The sequence below is a fragment of the Streptomyces sp. NPDC006872 genome (genome assembly GCF_040635845.1).
Classification (GTDB): domain Bacteria; phylum Actinomycetota; class Actinomycetes; order Streptomycetales; family Streptomycetaceae; genus Streptomyces.
The window spans coordinates 127,941-144,174 of the sequence record NZ_JBEYIL010000022.1 but is presented as its reverse complement, the minus strand read 5'-3'; the positions used below and the strand labels follow the sequence as shown (position 1 = coordinate 144,174).

Below are 16,234 nucleotides of genomic sequence, written 5' to 3'. Positions count from 1 at the left end.
GATCGGCGAGGACGGACTCCTGATCGGCGGCGATCGGAGTCTCGTCGGCGGCGACCGGGGTGTGGGGGGTGGGAGAGGTCATCGGGCGTCGTGCTCCTTCGTGGTCGGGTGTCCCGTCGTCCATGCCACTACGTAGGCGCGGTCCGGCAGCCGGGGCGGGTTGGCGGCCGGTGCGCAGTGCACGGCGTAGGCGCGTTCCAGGCGGCCCGAGACGGTCAGCCGGTCGCCGGACGGCGCCGCGTCCAGCACGGTGAAGTCCCTCGGCCTGCCGCCGAATCCGGTGCCCTCCGCCTTGGCGACGGCCTCCTTCGCCGTCCAGAAGCGGGTGAACCACAGGGCCTCGGAATCGCCGGTCTCCGCCGACAGCCGGTGCAGCAGCCGCAGTTCGTCCGGGCCGAGGGCGGCGGACAAGGTCTCCGGGGTGCGGTCGGCGACCTCCTCGATGTCGATCCCCGGACCGGGGCCCGGCGTGTGCGGCCGGACGATCGCCGCGCCCGCCTCCGCGCAGTGCGCCAACGACACGTCCAGCGCGGGCAGTTCACGGCCGTGGACGCCGGTGACGTACGGGCGGCCCGTCTCGTCGTTGCGCACCCGTAGCTCCGCCGGGAAGACCGGGCCCTCGCCCTGGTCCCACAGCCACTGTCGCACCGCGTCCTTGACCGCGATCCGGCCCAGCAGCCACTGCCGACGTCCGCGCGGCGCATGCTGCGCGTACTCCGAACGCTCCACTCCGCCGAGGGAGTTGCGCATGATCAGCTCGCGGGAGGCCAGGTCCGGCCAGCGCTCGTGCAGCAGCTGCCAGCCGCCCGGCCGGGACTCGGACAGCGTGTGGCGATCGGGGAAGCGCTCGACGGGCCGGGTCTTCGGATCGTTGTCGAAGCGACGGTCCTGCCAGCCGTACAGCTCCGCCCAGACCGCGCCCCCGACCGTGAGCTGGACGTCGGCCTCCAGGAACGTGTCGGTGAGCGAGGTGATCCGCACCAGGCAGCCCACCTCGGTCCCCGGTGCCGGATGCGGCCCGTGGAAGCGCATCTCCCGCATCCCGACCGGGAACACCACGGTCCGCTCCGTACGGGTCGCCATGATCCAGTAGCCGAGGATCTGGCCGACGTTGTCCAGCAGCGCGCCGGGCGCGGACGGGGTGGTGATGACCCCGCGTACGTGCCGGTCGCCGATCGCGGTGAGTTCCGTGACGCCCTGGAACGCCGGGCCGTGGAACATCCAGCGCTCGTCGTAGAGCTGGGCGGCGGTGTGGTCGGGGGTGCGTTCGGTCGCCGGATCGGTGGTCCAGGGGGCGGGGGGCGGGGCGGGGTGGGCGGCGGCGAGCTCCACCGTGGCGCGGGCCCGGGGGCCGAAGGAGACGGCCACGCGGTCCGGGCCCTCGGGGGTCGCCGTCACCGGCACGTCGACGGCCGGGGTGGCGGTGAGCCACTCCTCGAACCGGGCCCCGTGCACGGCGACCGGCACGGTGCCGGGGGCCGCCGCGCAGGCCGTGTCCACGATGTGCTGCACGATCGTCGTAGCCGGGACCACCGGCCACCGGTCGGCGACGTCCGGCCAGCCGGGGCGTTGGGGGTAGAAGCAGTGGTCCATGAGGTACGGCATGGTGTCGGGGGAGACATGGACGGTGGTGCGGCGCGGGGCGAGCGGGGCCGGCCGGGCCGGGGCGTTCATCAGGGCCGCGGCCGTGTCCGCCGTCTCCCGCAGCAGCGCGCTCAACTCGGCGGCCATCGGCGAGCGTTCGACGAGCGCGTCGAGTGGCGAAGGGCCGCCGGCGGCGGTGCGAGGGCGCAGTCCACTGCGCAGTTCGGCCAGCTTCTCCGGCGGGAGCGACACCAGCGCGCCGCCCAGGTCCAGCCGAACGGGCGGCCGTTGCGCCGTGGCCGTGGCCGCGGTGGCAAGGGCCGGCGCCACCGCCGCTCCCGCCGTCCACAGTGCGGTCGCCGCCCGGCGGAGTTGGGCGAGGCCCGTGCGGTGGGGCGAGTTGGCGGCGACCACCAGGTGGTCCTGGTCGCCCAGGGTGTCGCCGACCAGGGAGCCGAGCTGCCCGGGCCCGACCTGGACGTACACCCGGTGACCGGCCGCGTACAGGGCCTCGGCCAACTGCCGGAAGCGGACGGGTTCCAGCAGGTGCCGCACGAACAGCGCCCGTATCCCCGCCTCGTCCGCGGGGAACGGCGCGGCGGTCGTCCCCGACCAGACCGGGGTGTGCGGCTTGTGCAGCCGGAACCGGTGGGCGGCCTCCTCGATCGGGCCGAGATGGGGGCGCAGCATCGGCGTGTGGAAGCCGGACCGGAACGGCAGTACCTGGCTGAGCACGCCCTGCGCGCGAAAGGCCCGCACGAAGGCATCCACGGCCGCCTCGGGGCCGCACACCATCGACTGGCCGGGCGCGTTGTCGTGGGAGAGCACGAGACCGGCCGTGGTGCCGCCCTCGTCGCGCAGGGCGGCCAGGACGCGCTCGGCGGACGCGCCGATCGCGCCGAAGGCCAGCCCGGGGACCGTCACCGAGTCCGGGTCGAAGCCGGCCATGAACGCGTCGACCTCGTCCCCGGCGTACATCCCGGCCGCCGCCATCGCCGTCCACTCGCCCACGCTGTGCCCCGCGACCGCGTCCGGCACGATCCCGCTGCGGCGCAGCGCCGTGTCGAGGAGGCGGCCCACGGCGACGACGCCGAAGCCGTGCCGGCCGACATCGCCCGCCCGGCCCGCGTCGACCGGGAGGGCGGGCAGGCCGAAGTGGGCGGCCACGTCGTCGACCTGAGGAGTGAAGTCGCCCTCCAGGCCGGGGAACAGGAACGCGAGGCCGCCCCGGCCGGCGCCCAGGAGGGGGCTCGGCCGGAACCAGACGTCGCTGCGGCCGTGCCAGGCGCGCTGCTTGGCGACCGCGCGGCGGGCCAGGGCGAGCCGCTTGGCGGTCGGGTCGACGATGCCGAGGCGGGCCGGGCCCGCGTCCGGGTGCGGGTGGGCGGCGTCGAGTCCGGCGGCCCGTACGGCGCTGTCGTCGGCGTCCAGGAGGGCGGCGAGGCGCGCGGGGGAGTCGGCGGCGAGCAGCAACACCCGCTCGGGTTCGGCGACTTGCAGAGCGGGGGACCTCGGCGTCGGCACGGTCGCGCGGGCGCCGCGTGCGCCCGGCGCCTCCTCCAGCACCACGTGGGCGTTGATCCCGCCGAACCCGAACGCGTTCACGGCGGCCCGGCGCACGGGCCGGCCCGCGCCGGTCTCCCAGTCGGTCGCCTTCTCCAGGGTGCGGAACCGGGTGCGGGCCAGGGCGGGGTGCGGGTCGTCGCAGTGCAGCGTCGGGAGCAGCGTGCGGTGGTGGACCGCGAGGGCGGCCTTGACCAGTCCGGCGACCCCGGCGGCGGGCATGGTGTGCCCGATCATCGACTTGACCGATCCCAGGACCGCGTCGCCGTCCCCGGGCCCGCCGAACACCTCGGCCAGCGTGGACAGTTCGGCCCCGTCGCCGGCCGGGGTCGCGGTGCCGTGCGCCTCCAGCAGACCGACCGAGCCGGGTTCGGCGGGATCGAGCCCGGCCGCCCGCCACGCCTGCCGCACCGCCTGCGCCTGACCGCCTGGATCGGGGTTGACCAGCCCGGCCGCCCGGCCGTCGCTCGCCACGCCGGTGCCCCGGATCACGGCGTAGATCCGGTCGCCGTCGCGCTCGGCGTCGGCCAGCCGCTTGAGGACGACGACGCCCGTCCCCTCGCCGATCAGGATGCCGTCGGCGTCCCGGTGGAAGGGGCGGATGCGCTGGCTGGGGGAGAGCGCGCGCAGCTGGGAGAAGACGCTCCACAGCGTGATGTCGTGGCAGTGGTGGACGCCCCCGGCGAGCATCAGGTCGCAGCGCCCGGAGGCGAGTTCGCCCACCGCCTGGTCCACCGCGACCAGCGAGGAGGCGCAGGCCGCGTCCACGGTGTACGCGGGGCCCCGCAGGTCGAGCCGGTTGGCGACCCGGGACGCGGCGAGGTTGGGCACCAGACCGATCGCCGACTCGGGGCTGTCCGGACCGAGCCGCTCGGTGAACGCCGTGCGCACCCGGTCGAGTTGGTCACCGGTCAGGTCGGGCAGCAACTCGCCCAGGGTGCGCACGAGTTGGCCGGCGGTGCGGACCCGCTGGTCGAGTCGGACCAGACCGGGGGTGAGGTAGCCGCCCCGGCCGAGGACGACGCCGACCCGCCCTCGGTCGGGGAGGCGGTCCGGGCCCCCGGCGTCCTCGACGGCGGCCGCGGCCACGTGCAGGGCGATGAGCTGGTCGGGCTCGGTCCCGGCCACCGAGTTCGGCATGATCCCGAACCGGGTGACCTCCACCTCCGCCAGCCCGTCCACGAAACCGCCCCGCCGCGCGTACACCCGGTCGGCGACGGCCGGTTCGGACGCGGTGCCGGGGCGGTAGAACTCGGCGTCCCAGCGGCCGTCCGGCACCTCGCCGATCGCGTCCACGCCGTCGCGCAGGTTGCGCCAGTAGGCGTCCAGATCGGCGGCCCCCGGCAGCAGCACCGCCATCCCGACGATGGCGACCGGGGTCTGACGTGCCGTCACCGGTGCTTTCACCAGCCCGAGGCGGTGTAGACGACGGCGGTGGCGGACTCCTCGCCCCAGGCCAGCTCCCGCAGCAGCGCCGCGGTGCCCTCCTCGGGGTCGATCAGCCGGATGCCGCGGCGGGCGTACTCGCGGGCCAGCTCCACCCCGACCATGCCGGCGTGCGCGGCCGCGGGCGCCCACGGGCCCCAGTGCACGGTCACCGCACGGCGCCCGGTGCGGGCGGCGAAGGCCGCGCCGAGGGTCTCCAGCGCGTCGTTGGCGGCCGCGTAGTCCACCTGGCCCCGGTTGCCCAGGACGGCCGAGATCGAGCCGAACAGCACGGTGAACGCGGGCGCCGCGGGCAGTTCCTCCAGCGCGGTGAGCAGGGCGTCGGCGCCGGTCGCCTTCGTGCCGTAGACCCGCTGGAAGGACTCGGCGCTCTTCTCGGCGACGAGCCGGTCCTCGATCACCCCGGCCGCGTGCACCACGCCGTCGAGCCGGCCGTGCTCGGCGTGGATCTCCTTGACCGCCTGGAGCACCGCCGCCGGCTCCCGGAAGTCGACCGAGCGGTAACGGGCCCGGCTGCCGAGCGCGGTGAGTTCGGTCAGGGTCGCCGTGATCTCCCGCTGGGCCAGCAGGAGTTCGGCCGCCCGGTTGATCTCGGCGGGCTTCGTGCCGCCGCGGGCGGCGAGCGCCGCGCGCAGGTCGGCCGGGGTGCGCGCGGCCGCGGTGTCCGCGTCCTCGGGACCCTCCGGCGCCGGCGTGCGGCCGAGCAGCTCCAGACGGCAGCGGGAGGCGGCGGCGAGCGCGACGGCGAACTGTGCGGTGATGCCCCGCGCCCCGCCGGCCAGCAGCACCACCGAGTCCTGGTCGAGGCCGAGCGCGGCCGCCTCCGCGGCTCCGTCCCCGGCCGGTCCGGCGCCCGTGGAGCCGAGTGCGCCCAGCGGCGCCTCGACCAGCTCGAAGCCGTGCCGGCCGGCCGCCGTGCGCAGCACGACCGGGGTGCGGTCCGGTGCGACGGCCTCGGCGACGACGGCGTCCGCGACGGCGGACGGCGAGGCGTCGGCGAGTTCGACGACCCGGGCGAGCGTCTCCGGGTACTCGCGGGCCACGGTCCTGAACAGCCCGCGCAGTCCCGCGGTGCGGGCGTCGGGCGTCTCGCCGTCGGCGGCCCGGAGGGCGAGGAGCCGACGCGGGCCGCGCGCCAGGGCCGCCTTCAGGACCGGGAACGCGTCGGGCAGGACGGGCGTGTCGTCGTCACCGGCGAGGGCCCCGAGACACAGCACGCCGTCGACCGGCCCGTCCGCCTCCGTCAGGACGTGATCAGGGGCGCGCACGACGACGTCGGCGCCGTGGGACGCCAGACGGGCGGCGGCCTCGGGGGCGTCCCCGAGGAGGATCCAGCGGGCGCCCGAAAGAACGGCGGCGGGGGCGGGCCGCTCGTCGGGTTCGTCGAGCGGGACCGGCCGCAGCACGTGCCGCCGGGGCGGTTCGCCCGTCACCTCCGGCGGGGCCTGCCGTGCGGCCTCCGTGGTTGTGGGCGCGCGATCCCCGGCCGCCGGTACGGGCGCCGGTCCGCCGATCCGGGCGGTCAGCCAGTCGGTCACCGCGGCGGCCGTACGCGCCTTCGCCAGCTCCTCCAACTCGTCGTCGCCCATCGAGGTCAGGTCGGCGTCCGCCCCGGCGCCGAGGCGCTTGGCCAGCTCGCCCGCGATCTCGGCCCGCTTGATGGAGTCGATGCTGAGGTCCGCCTCGAGGTCGAGGTCGGGCTCGATCATGTCGATGGGGTAGCCGGTGCGTTCGCTGATGATCTCCAGGACGACCTGCTGGACGTCGACCGAACCGGCGGGTTCCACCTCTGCGGCGGACGTCGTGGGCGTCGGCTCCGGTTGTGGCGTGGGGAGTTGGGGGACTGCCTGGATCACCAGTGGCGAGACCGCGGTGGGCGAGGCGATCTGTGCGCCCGGGGCGGACCCGAAGTAGGTGAGCAGCACGTCCCGTTGGGCGGCGATCATCTCCCGGCTGGTGCGCAGGAATTCGGCGACGATCGCGTCCCGGTGGTCGGAGGGGACGCCGTGCGGGGGGTTCGTCGTCACAGTCGTCTCCAGGGTGTGCGGGGTGTGCGGGGTCTCCACGACTCGGCGGGCCGGTGCGAGCGCACCGGGCAGGAGGGCGCCGGCGGCGGTGCGGACCAACTGCCCGTCCACCGTCCAGCCGGGCCGCTTCGGTACGGGGGTCCGCACCGCGTCCACCGCGTCCCGGCCGCGCAGCAGCCACCCGGTGCGCACCGGCAGCCCCGCGACGGCGAGCGCGGCCAGGGCGTCGAGCCAGCCGCGCAGACCGCCGCCGGGCCGGGGCTCGCAGGCCACCGTGCGGTGCGGACGGTCGCCGAGGATCTGGCCGACCAGCCGGGTCAGCACCGACCCGGGACCGGCCTCGACGAAGACGCGGGCCCCCGCCTCGTACATCGCCTCGATCTGTTCGGCGAAGGCGACCGGGGCGCCGATCTGGGCGGCGAGTTCGACCCGTACCGCGTCGGCGTCGGCGGGGTAGGGGGCGGTCGTGCGGTTGGACCACACCGGGAACTCGGGCGCGTGCACCGGGCGATCGGCGAGCGCCCCGGCGAACCGGTCGCCGGCCCCCGCGACCAGCGGGCTGTGGAAGGCGCAGGCGACGGGGATGCGCTTGGCCCCGAGACCGGCCTCGCGCAGCAGCCGTACGGCCTCGGCGACGGCCTCCGACGGTCCCGAAATCACCGTCTGCTCGGGCGAGTTGCGGTTGGCGACGACGACGGAGTCCGGTGCGGACGCCGCCTTGAGCGCCTGCGCCACCTCTGCCGCGCCCGCCGAGACGGCGGCCATGGTCCCCGGATCGCCTCCCCGGTCCGAAGCGGCTTCGAGGATCGCCGTCGCCCGCTCCGAGCTCAGCTCCAGCAATGTCTCGGGCGTCAGGGCGCCGGCCGCGCAGAGGGCGACCAGCTCGCCGTAGCTGTGTCCGGCGGCCATGTCGGGGCGGATCCCGGCCGCGGTGAGCACGGCGTGGGCGGCGAGGCCCGCGATGCCGAGGGCCGGCTGTGCCACCCGGGTGTCGGTCAGCGCGGCCTGCTGACGGCCGCGAACGGCGTCGTCGAAGGCGGCCGGCGGGTACAGGGCGTCGGCGTGGGCGCGTCCGAGCTCCAGGTAGGGGCGCAGCTCGGGGAGGGCGACGAACAGCTCGGCGAGCATGCCGGTGCGCTGGCTGCCCTGGCCGGGGAAGAGGAAGGCGACCTTGGCCTCGCCGGGTGCGTCTTCCTGTGCGGCGCGATGGACGCCCCGTGCCGCACCGTCCTGGGCGGGGTCGGTCAGCGCCCGGCGCAGCTTCTCGATCAGGTCGGCCACGTCCGTCGCCACGAGCGCGAGCCGCGCCGGATCCCCGCCGGCGTCCGACCGCCGCGCCGCGGCGAGCGCCAGGTCCCGCAGCCGCCAGGGGCTGCCCTCCGCCTCCGCCGCCCGCAGGAGCTCCTCCATCGAGCGGCGGGCCGTGGTTTCGTCCCGGCCGCGGAAGACGAACAGCTCGGCCGGCCAGGCGTCCAGTCCCCGCACCGGCGGCACGCCGTCGGCGTAGGCGCTCAGCACCACATGGAAGTTGGTCCCGCCGAAGCCGAACGCGCTGACTCCCGCGACCCGTTCCTCCGCAGGCGTGGCCCAGGGGCGGGCCTGCGCATGGAAGGCGAAGGGGCTGCCGTCCGCGTCCCAGGCCGGGTTGGGGGCCTGGACGTGCAGTGTGGGCGGCCGGACGCCGGTGTGCAGGGCCAGCAGCGCCTTGATCAGGCCGGCCAGTCCGGCGGCGCACTTCGTGTGGCCGATCTGCGACTTCACGGAACCGATCACACAGCCGCCCGGCCGGGCCCCGGCCTCGCCGAACACCTCGCTGAGGATGCGCAGTTCGGTGCGGTCGCCGACGACCGTCCCGGTGCCGTGCGCCTCGACGAGTCCGACGTCGGCCGGGGAGACGCCCGCGTTGCGGTAGGCGCGCTCCAGGGCCGAGCGTTGGCCCTCGGGCCTGGGGGCGGTCAGCCCGAGGGAGCGGCCGTCGCTGGAGGAGCCCAGGCCCTTGATGACGCCGTAGATCCGGTCGCCGTCGCGTTCGGCGTCCGCGAGCCGCTTGAGGACGACGCAGGCCACGCCCTCGCCCAGCGCGATGCCGTCCGCCGAGCCGTCGAAGGCGCGGGAGCGGCCGGTCGGCGACAGGGCGTGCACGGACGAGAAGAGGACGTAGTCGTTGATGCCGTTGTGGAGGTCGGCGCCGCCGCACAGCACCGCGTCGGAGGTGCCGCCGATCAGTTCCTTGCAGGCGACGTCCACCGCGGCCAGCGAGGAGGCGCAGGCGGCGTCGACGGTGTAGTTGGCGCCGCCGAGGTCGAGCCGGTTGGCGATCCGCCCGGAGATGACGTTGGCGAGCATGCCGGGGAAGGAGTCCTCGGTGAGCCGCGGGAGCTGGCCGTCCAGACCCGCCGGGACCTTCCCGTAGTACGAGGGCAGCACCGCGCGCAGCGTCGCCGCGTTCGACAGGTCGCTGCCGGCCTCCGCGCCGAACACCACGGAGGTGCGGGAGCGGTCGAACTCCCGGCCTCCGTCGCCGTATCCGGCGTCCTCCAGTGCGCGCCGTGCGGCCTCCAGGGACAGCAGCTGCACCGGCTCGACGCTGCCGAGGGACGCGGGCGGGATGCCGTAGCGCAGGGGGTCGAAGGGGATGCGGGGCAGGAAGCCGCCCCACTTGGACGGGGTGGACTCGCCGTGGTGGACGGCCGGGTCCCACCGGTCGGCCGGGACCTCGCCGACCGCGTCCACGCCCCCGACGACGTTCGCCCAGAACGTGGGCAGGTCGGGCGCCTGCGGGAACATGCACGCCATGCCGACGACAGCGATGTCGAGCGGCGCGGGCGCGGCCGGCTCCAGCACCTCCTCCGGCAGGCCCAACTCGGACGCGCGCAGGGCGAGATGCTCGTCCGCGCCCGTCGTCACGCAGTGGTGGAGCGCCGCGACCGTGGTGGTCGCCGAGCGCAGCACGGCCACCTCGCCGGCCATGAACATCCCCTCGGCGAGCTGGCGTTGCTCGTCGACGGCGGTGAGGGCGCCGTCGGCGTCCCGGGTAGTCCCCTTGCTGGCGAGGCGCAGCCGGCCGACGTTGAGCCGCTCCAGCTCCTCCCAGATCCGCCGGTCCGGGACGCCCTCGGCGCGTAACCGGGCTTCCTGGTCACGGTAGTCGGCGGCGAACGGGCTCGGCACACAACGCGTGGCGTGCCCCGGCGCCGACTCCAGGAGCGTGGTGCGCTCGGCGTCCATGACCTGCCGCTGGAACAGCGGCTGGATCGCGCCGTGCGCCACCGCCTCCTCGGTGAACAGGTACGCGGTGCCCATCAGCAGGCCGACGGCCGCTCCGCGCGCGGTGAGCGGCGCGGCGAGCGCGGCGACCATCGCGGCCGACCGCTCGTCGTGGACGCCGCCCGCGAAGAACACCTCCACATCGTCGGCGTCGCGGCCCGCCGAGAAGTCGTCCAGGACGGCGAGTTGGGCTTCCCAGAGCGGAAAGGAGGCCCGTGGTCCGATGTGTCCGCCGCACTCCGAGCCCTCGAACACGAACCGGCGCACCCCGGCCTCCAGGAACTGCCGCAGCAGGCCCGGCGACGGCACGTGCAGGAAGGTGCGGATGCCGTCCCGCTCCAACGCCTGCGCCTGGGACGGCCGTCCGCCCGCGATGATCGCGTGCGTCGGCCGCAGCTCCCGTACGGCCTCCAGCTGGGCCGTGCGCACGTCCTCCGGTGCGAAGCCCAGGACGCCCACGCCCCAGGGACGGCCGGCCGCCGCGTCCCGGGTCTCGGCCAGCATCGTCCGCGTCCGCGCGCCGTCCGCCAGGGCCAGCGCCAGGAAGGGCAGCGCGCCGTCCGCCGCCACCGCCGCGGCGAACGCGGGCCCGTCGCTCACCCGGGTCATCGGCCCCTGCGCGACCGGGAGTCGGGTCCCGAGCGCCCGGCTCATCGGCGACCCGGCCCGTAGCGCCCGGCCGGCCGTGTCGTCGCGCAGGGCGTGCAGAGCCGCGTCCCGCAGCCCGCGCACCGTCCGTCGTACGTCGCCCCAGCGCTCGGCGAACCGGGCCGCGAGGAAGCCGTCCTGGCCCACCGGGAGCAGCTGGGTACGGGGGTCCTGCGCGCCCAGCAGCGCCGCCACCGCCTCCGGTCCGGCGCCCTCCGGGATCCGTGGGGCGTCCGGGCCCCGCCGCAGCAGAACGCGGTGACCGGCCAGGACGACGGTCTCCGAGCCGTCCAGGGTGCGCAGCGCCGCCGCGGCCGACTCGGGCGGCGCCGACTCGGCGAGCAGCGCGAGCTGGCTGTCCAGGACGACCCCGGCCGCCCCGCCGGCCACCGCGGCGGCGGTCGTGTGCGGGCCGATGCCGCCGCACGCCCACACCGGCACGCTCACCTCGGGCGCGGCGAGGAGCTGCTGGAGCAGCACGAAGGTGCTCAGCTCGCCGATCCGGCCGCCGGACTCGGCGCCCCGGGCGATCAGGCCGTGCGCCCCGGCGCGCACCGCGTCCCGCGCGCCCGCCAGGTCGGTGACCTCCACCAGCACCCGGTAGCGCGCCGCGAGCTCGGCGATCGGCCAGTCTGCCCCGGCGGCATCTCCGGTTCCCGTCGCATCCGTCGCTTCCGTTGCCTCCGTCGCCTGGGTCGCCCGCGTTGCGGCCGCCGTGAGGACCATGGTGTGGGGGCCGTACGGCTCCAGGTCGGCGGGGGTGAGTCGGCAGTGTGCGCCGACCCGGACGCCGAAGGCGCCGGGCGACGCGCGGCGCAGGCGGGAGAGGGCCTCTCGGGTTCTTCGGTCGCCGGAACCGAGGTCGAGCACGCCTAGCCCGCCGGCCCGGCCGACCGCCAGGGCGAGCCCGGCGTCGGGTTCGCCGAAAGGTGTGATGCCGATGATCATGTCCTCGGAACGCACAGCGGACGTCATGATTCTCCGAATCAAGGGTCAGACAGCACGGTGGGGGGTTCGGGACAGCAATGGCGGCTCACCGGATTCCGGCGGGGAGGGCCGAGGAGGGTCCACCGCGGAACGGCCGTTCTAAAGCGCGTGCTCGAAACGCGTTGAAAGGTAGTGCGCTTGTTACTCACTGGTCAACGTTCGAACGATCGGCCGGTATCCAGCCGCAATGATTCGGTCAGTCGCGGGCGGAGGGCCAGGGCGTAGGAAATCGGATGAATTCCTTTCGCGGGCGGTCTCGTTCACTCTCCACTCACATTGTGGAAACGTGAACGACCGCAGGAAATGCGTTCCTTTAGACCCCATGTCCGACTCGGAACCCACATTCCCGGCATCGCGCGGGCCGCGAGGAAAATTCTGTGTGTCCACCGCGGAGTGACCGGGAAAGGCTTGTCGACATGGCAACCCTCGTGGCTTCCGGCCGTCTCGTGAGACGGGTCTTGACGCGGGCCGGGCTGCCGCCAAGACTGGAATGACTACGTAGTCAAGCCGGTCCTCGGGAGGTCGTCGACCGGTTTGGCTACGTGGTCATGTCGACCGGTTCGGCCACGTGGTCATTCCGTGGCTTCGACCTCGTCCACCAGCCCCCAGCCGGCCGCCTCCCGCGCGGTGAGCGGGACCCCGGACAGAGCCAGCCAGGCGGTGCGTTCACGGCCGATGCGCGGCGGAAGGCTCGCCGTGCCGCCCGCGCCCGGGATCAGTCCCATCCCGATCTCGGGCAGCCGGACCGTCGTGTCCGGTGTGGCCGAAACCCGCCCCGCGAACGCCGCCAGCTCGATGCCCGCACCCACACAGGACCCGTGCAGACGGGCGGTCACCTTCGCCGCGCACCGCTGGAGCAACGCGGCCGGACTGCGCGCCACGCGCACCCGGTGCGCCTCGGCGGGGTCCCGAGAGGTGCCGAACTCGGCCAGATCGCCCCCGCTGCAGAACACCGGGCCCGCGCCGCGCAGTTCGACGCGGGCGATGGAGGGATCGGCCACGGCGACCTCCAGCGCCTCGCAGAGCGCGTCGCGGGTGGCGGCGTCGAACGCGTTGCGCACCCGGGGCCGGTTCAGGGTGACGGTCAGCAACGCGCCGTCCCGGCGCAGCAGCACCGGCTCGGCGGCCGGGCGAGGGGTGCGCGGCCGGGCCTCGGCCAGCCAGGCGCGAAAGCCGCCGCCGCCCTGGAGCGTCGAGTAGGCGAGGGACTCGACGACCAGCCGCTCCGCCGGGCCGAGGGCCGCCCCCATGCGCAGGACCTGCACCAGCGCGACGGCGGCGGCCGGCTGTCGGGCGACGGTCTCGTGCAGGTCGCGGGCGGCGGCGTGCGGATCGGCGCAGCCCACCCATGGCCGCGGCGGATCCGGGACGCCGGTGAGGAGAACGTCGAACTGCCCGGAGACGGGACGCGGTTCGGCCGCCACCCCCACCAGGACGCGGTCCGCAGACGGAGGCGGCTCCGGCTCTGCGGTGCGGTCGAGGTCGACCAGCACGAACGGCGGCTCCATGACCACCGGAGTGTAGTCTTGCCCGACCTGCGAGGAGAAGGGTGTTCACGTCATGAAGAACGCCGCTCTCGAAGATCGTCGGACGCGCGAAGATCGTCAGAAGCGCGGAGACGGTCGGACGCGTGAAGGCCGTCGGGCGTTCGAAGACCGTTGGACGGAGACCGTGGCCCCGCGTCTCGGCCCGCTCACGGCCGCCGTGCGCGACTTCACCGCCCTCACCGGGGTTCCCGTCGACCTGCCCACCGCCCTGTTCCTGCGGGCCCGGCTGGCCGGTCTCGGACTGCCGGGACGCACCTCCGCGGGCGGCTCCTGCCGGCTGCTCGCCACCGCCGACGGCTGGGCCGCCGTCAACCTGGCCCGCCCCGACGACACGGCCGCCCTGCCCGCCCTGCTGGCCCTCCTCGGAGCCGAGGGCACCGATCTGACCACGGCGGCTCGTGGTGTCCAGGCACGGCAACTCGCCGAACAGGCCCAGCTGTTGGGCATCCCCGCCGCCGCGCTCGGCTCGGCCGGGGCGGACCGGGCTCCGGTGCGCGCGGAGCGCCACGGCGAGCGACTCGTGCGCCCGCTGCCCGGCCAACGCGTCGTCGACCTCTCCGCACTGTGGGCGGGACCGCTGTGCGCCCGTCTGCTGGGCCTGGCCGGGGCCCGCGTGGTCAAGGCGGAGAGCGCCGCCCGGCCCGACGGGGCCCGCCGCGGACACCCCGACTTCTACCGGTGGCTGCACGACGGGCACGAGAGCCGCGTTCTCGACTTCGCCACCGGATCGCTCGCCGCCCTCGTCGACGAGGCGGACATCGTCATCGAGGCCTCCCGGCCGAGGGCGCTGCGCCGCCTCGGCATCCGCGCCGAGGACTTCCTCGCCGCCCGTCCCGGACGCGTCTGGGTGAGCATCACCGGGTACGGCCGTGACGACGACCGGATCGCCTTCGGCGACGACGCGGCCGTGGCCGCCGGACTGACCGGCCGCGACCGGCACGGCGACCCGGTGTTCCTCGGCGACGCCCTCGCCGACCCCGTCACCGGCCTGTTCGCCGCCCACGCGGCCGCCCGCTCGCTGGCCGCCGGAGGCGGAGAACTCCTGTGCGTGTCCATGACCGCATGCGCGGCGGCGCTCGCCGGGACGGGCCCGGGGTGAGGCCGGTGCCGGCCCGGGTGCGGTCGTGCTGATCCGGGACGCGGAAGTGGCGGGGCGCGGCCGCGTCGACGTCCGTGTCGAGGGCGGCCGGGTCGTGGAGATCGGGCGGGGACTGGCCGGGCCGGTCGACGTGGACGGGCGCGGCGGCGCACTGCTGCCGGGCCTGCACGACCACCACGTCCACCTGGCCGCCCTCGCGGCGGAGGCGGCCTCGGTGCGGGTCGGCCCCGCCGATGTGCTCGGCCGCGCCGGGTTCGCGGCCGCTCTGCGCGGCGGGGACCCGGGGGAGTGGGTCCGGGCCGTCGGCTACCACGAGAGCGTCGCCGGGGAGCTCGACCGGTGGGCGCTGGACGCCGTGGCCCCCGACCGGCCGGTGCGCGTCCAGCACCGCAGCGGCGCGATGTGGTTCCTGAACAGCGCCGCCCTGCACGCGACGGGCCTCGACCCCGACGAGGGCGAGGACGGCCACCGCGACGGGCGCATCTGGCGGGAGGACGAGCGGCTGCGGCACCTCGTCCCGCCCGTGCGCCTCGACCTGGAAGGGGTCGGGCGGCGCGCAGCCCGCCTCGGCGTCACCGGATTCACCAACGCCGACCCGCACCCCGGGCCCGGCCTGGCACAGACCCTGTCGGTGCTGCCCCAGCGGCTGCTCGTGATGGGCGTCGACCCGCCGACGAAGATCATGCTCGACGACCCCACCCTCCCCACACCGACCGAACTCGCCGCCACCGTCGCGCAGTTGCGCCCCCGGCCGGTCGCCGTGCACTGCGTGACCCGGGTGCAGCTGCTCGTGACGCTGCTCGCGCTGGACGAGGCCGGCCCGGTCGCCGGCGACCGGATCGAGCACGCGGCCGTCGTTCCGGCGGAGACGGTCGACTGGATCCGGCGGCTCGGCGTGACCGTGGTGACCCAGCCGCACTTCCCCGTGGAGCGCGCCCACGCCTACGCCACCGACGTGGACCCGGACGACCGACCGCACCTCTATCGCTGCCGCAGCCTGGCCGAGGCCGGCGTCCCGGTCGCCGCGGGCACCGACGCGCCGTACGGCGCCCACGACCCGTGGGCGGTGATGCGGGCCGCGGTGCAGCGCGCCGACGGGGAGGCCGTCCCGCCCGGGACCGCGCTGCGGATGTTCCTCGGCCGTCCCGAACAGCCGTCGGTCATAAGGACGTTGGAGCCCGGCGCTGCCGCCGACCTGTGCCTGCTCCACACGCCCCTGCGCGAGGCGCTCGACGCGCTGTCCGCCGACGTCGTACGGGCCGCCTATGTCGGGGGCCGGGTGCTTCACCGGCAGTGACCGCCGTCACACGCTGTAGCCGCCGTCCACCCCCAGCGCCTGCCCCGTGATGAACCCGGCCCGGTCCGAGGCGAGGAAGGACACCGCCTCCGCGATGTCCTGCGCCGCCCCGAACCGGCGCAGCGGGATGTTGCGCCGGGTGACGGCGAGGGCGTCGTCGTCCAGTTCGCCCGACTCGATCAACCGGCCCGCGATGCCGTCGGTGAGCATGCCGGGCGCGACGCAGTTGACGCGGACCCCGTAGCGCCCCTCCTCGGCGGCCAGCGCGCGGGCGACCGCCTCGACCGCTCCCTTCGCCCCCGAGGACAGTCCGTCGCGCACCGGGAAACGGCGGGTGGCGACGGTGGTCACCGCGACGACGCTGCCCCGGCTCTCGCGCAGGACCGGCAGCGTGGGGTGCACGAGGTTGTAGAACCCCACTGCGTCCGCCTCGAGTTGGGCCCGGTACTCGCCCGGCGACACCCGGCTCAGATGCCGCATCGGCACATGGGGACCGGCCGCGTACACGAGCGTGTGGATGCCGCCGTACGCCTCGGCGGTCCCGGTGACCGCCCGGGCCGTCGCCGTCTCGTCGGTGAGGTCGAGCTGCAGCGCCGCGACGGCCTTCACCTCCTCAAGCAGAGCCTGCGCGGCCTGCCGGTCGGCCCGGTAGGAGAACGCCACCGCGCTGCCGTGCGCGGCCAGCGTCCGTACGACCGCCGCGCCGATCCCGCCGGTGCCGCCCGCGACGAACGCGACCCCCGATCGACCGGAGAAGTCCTCCATGCCC

The 16,234-nt window shown here is 75.6% G+C and carries 6 protein-coding genes; 2 read left to right on the top strand and 4 right to left on the bottom strand.

The window, feature by feature from the left end; genetic code table 11:
• Positions 1 to 78: 78 nt before the first annotated feature.
• From ABZ725_RS44220 to ABZ725_RS44210, 3 genes are all read right to left on the bottom strand, one after another.
• Positions 79 to 4,542, bottom strand: coding sequence for a beta-ketoacyl synthase N-terminal-like domain-containing protein (locus ABZ725_RS44220; RefSeq protein ID WP_358808016.1), 4,464 nt, complete (start codon positions 4,540 to 4,542; stop codon positions 79 to 81).
• An 8-nt stretch (positions 4,543 to 4,550) separates the two neighbouring features.
• Entirely contained in the window at positions 4,551 to 11,510 is a 6,960-nt protein-coding gene (locus ABZ725_RS44215) for an SDR family oxidoreductase (protein ID WP_358808015.1), read from the bottom strand.
• Between the two features lie 584 nt (positions 11,511 to 12,094).
• Positions 12,095 to 13,030, bottom strand: a complete 936-nt coding sequence (locus ABZ725_RS44210; protein ID WP_358808014.1) for an enoyl-CoA hydratase/isomerase family protein — start codon at positions 13,028 to 13,030, stop codon at positions 12,095 to 12,097.
• A 163-nt stretch (positions 13,031 to 13,193) separates the two neighbouring features.
• On the opposite strand from ABZ725_RS44210, the gene ABZ725_RS44205 reads away from it, so the two are divergent.
• Positions 13,194 to 14,168 carry a CoA transferase gene (locus ABZ725_RS44205; protein WP_358808013.1) on the top strand — a complete coding sequence of 325 codons (975 nt, stop codon included), beginning with the start codon at positions 13,194 to 13,196 and terminating at the stop codon, positions 14,166 to 14,168.
• A 25-nt stretch (positions 14,169 to 14,193) separates the two neighbouring features.
• The gene (locus ABZ725_RS44200; RefSeq protein ID WP_358808012.1) at positions 14,194 to 15,465 is read left to right on the top strand and encodes an amidohydrolase family protein; all 1,272 of its coding nucleotides are present in this window, start codon (positions 14,194 to 14,196) and stop codon (positions 15,463 to 15,465) included.
• Between the two features lie 6 nt (positions 15,466 to 15,471).
• On the opposite strand, the gene ABZ725_RS44195 is transcribed toward ABZ725_RS44200, so the two are convergent.
• Positions 15,472 to 16,230, bottom strand: a complete 759-nt coding sequence (locus ABZ725_RS44195) for an SDR family oxidoreductase (RefSeq protein WP_358808057.1) — start codon at positions 16,228 to 16,230, stop codon at positions 15,472 to 15,474.
• Positions 16,231 to 16,234: the final 4 nt, after the last annotated feature.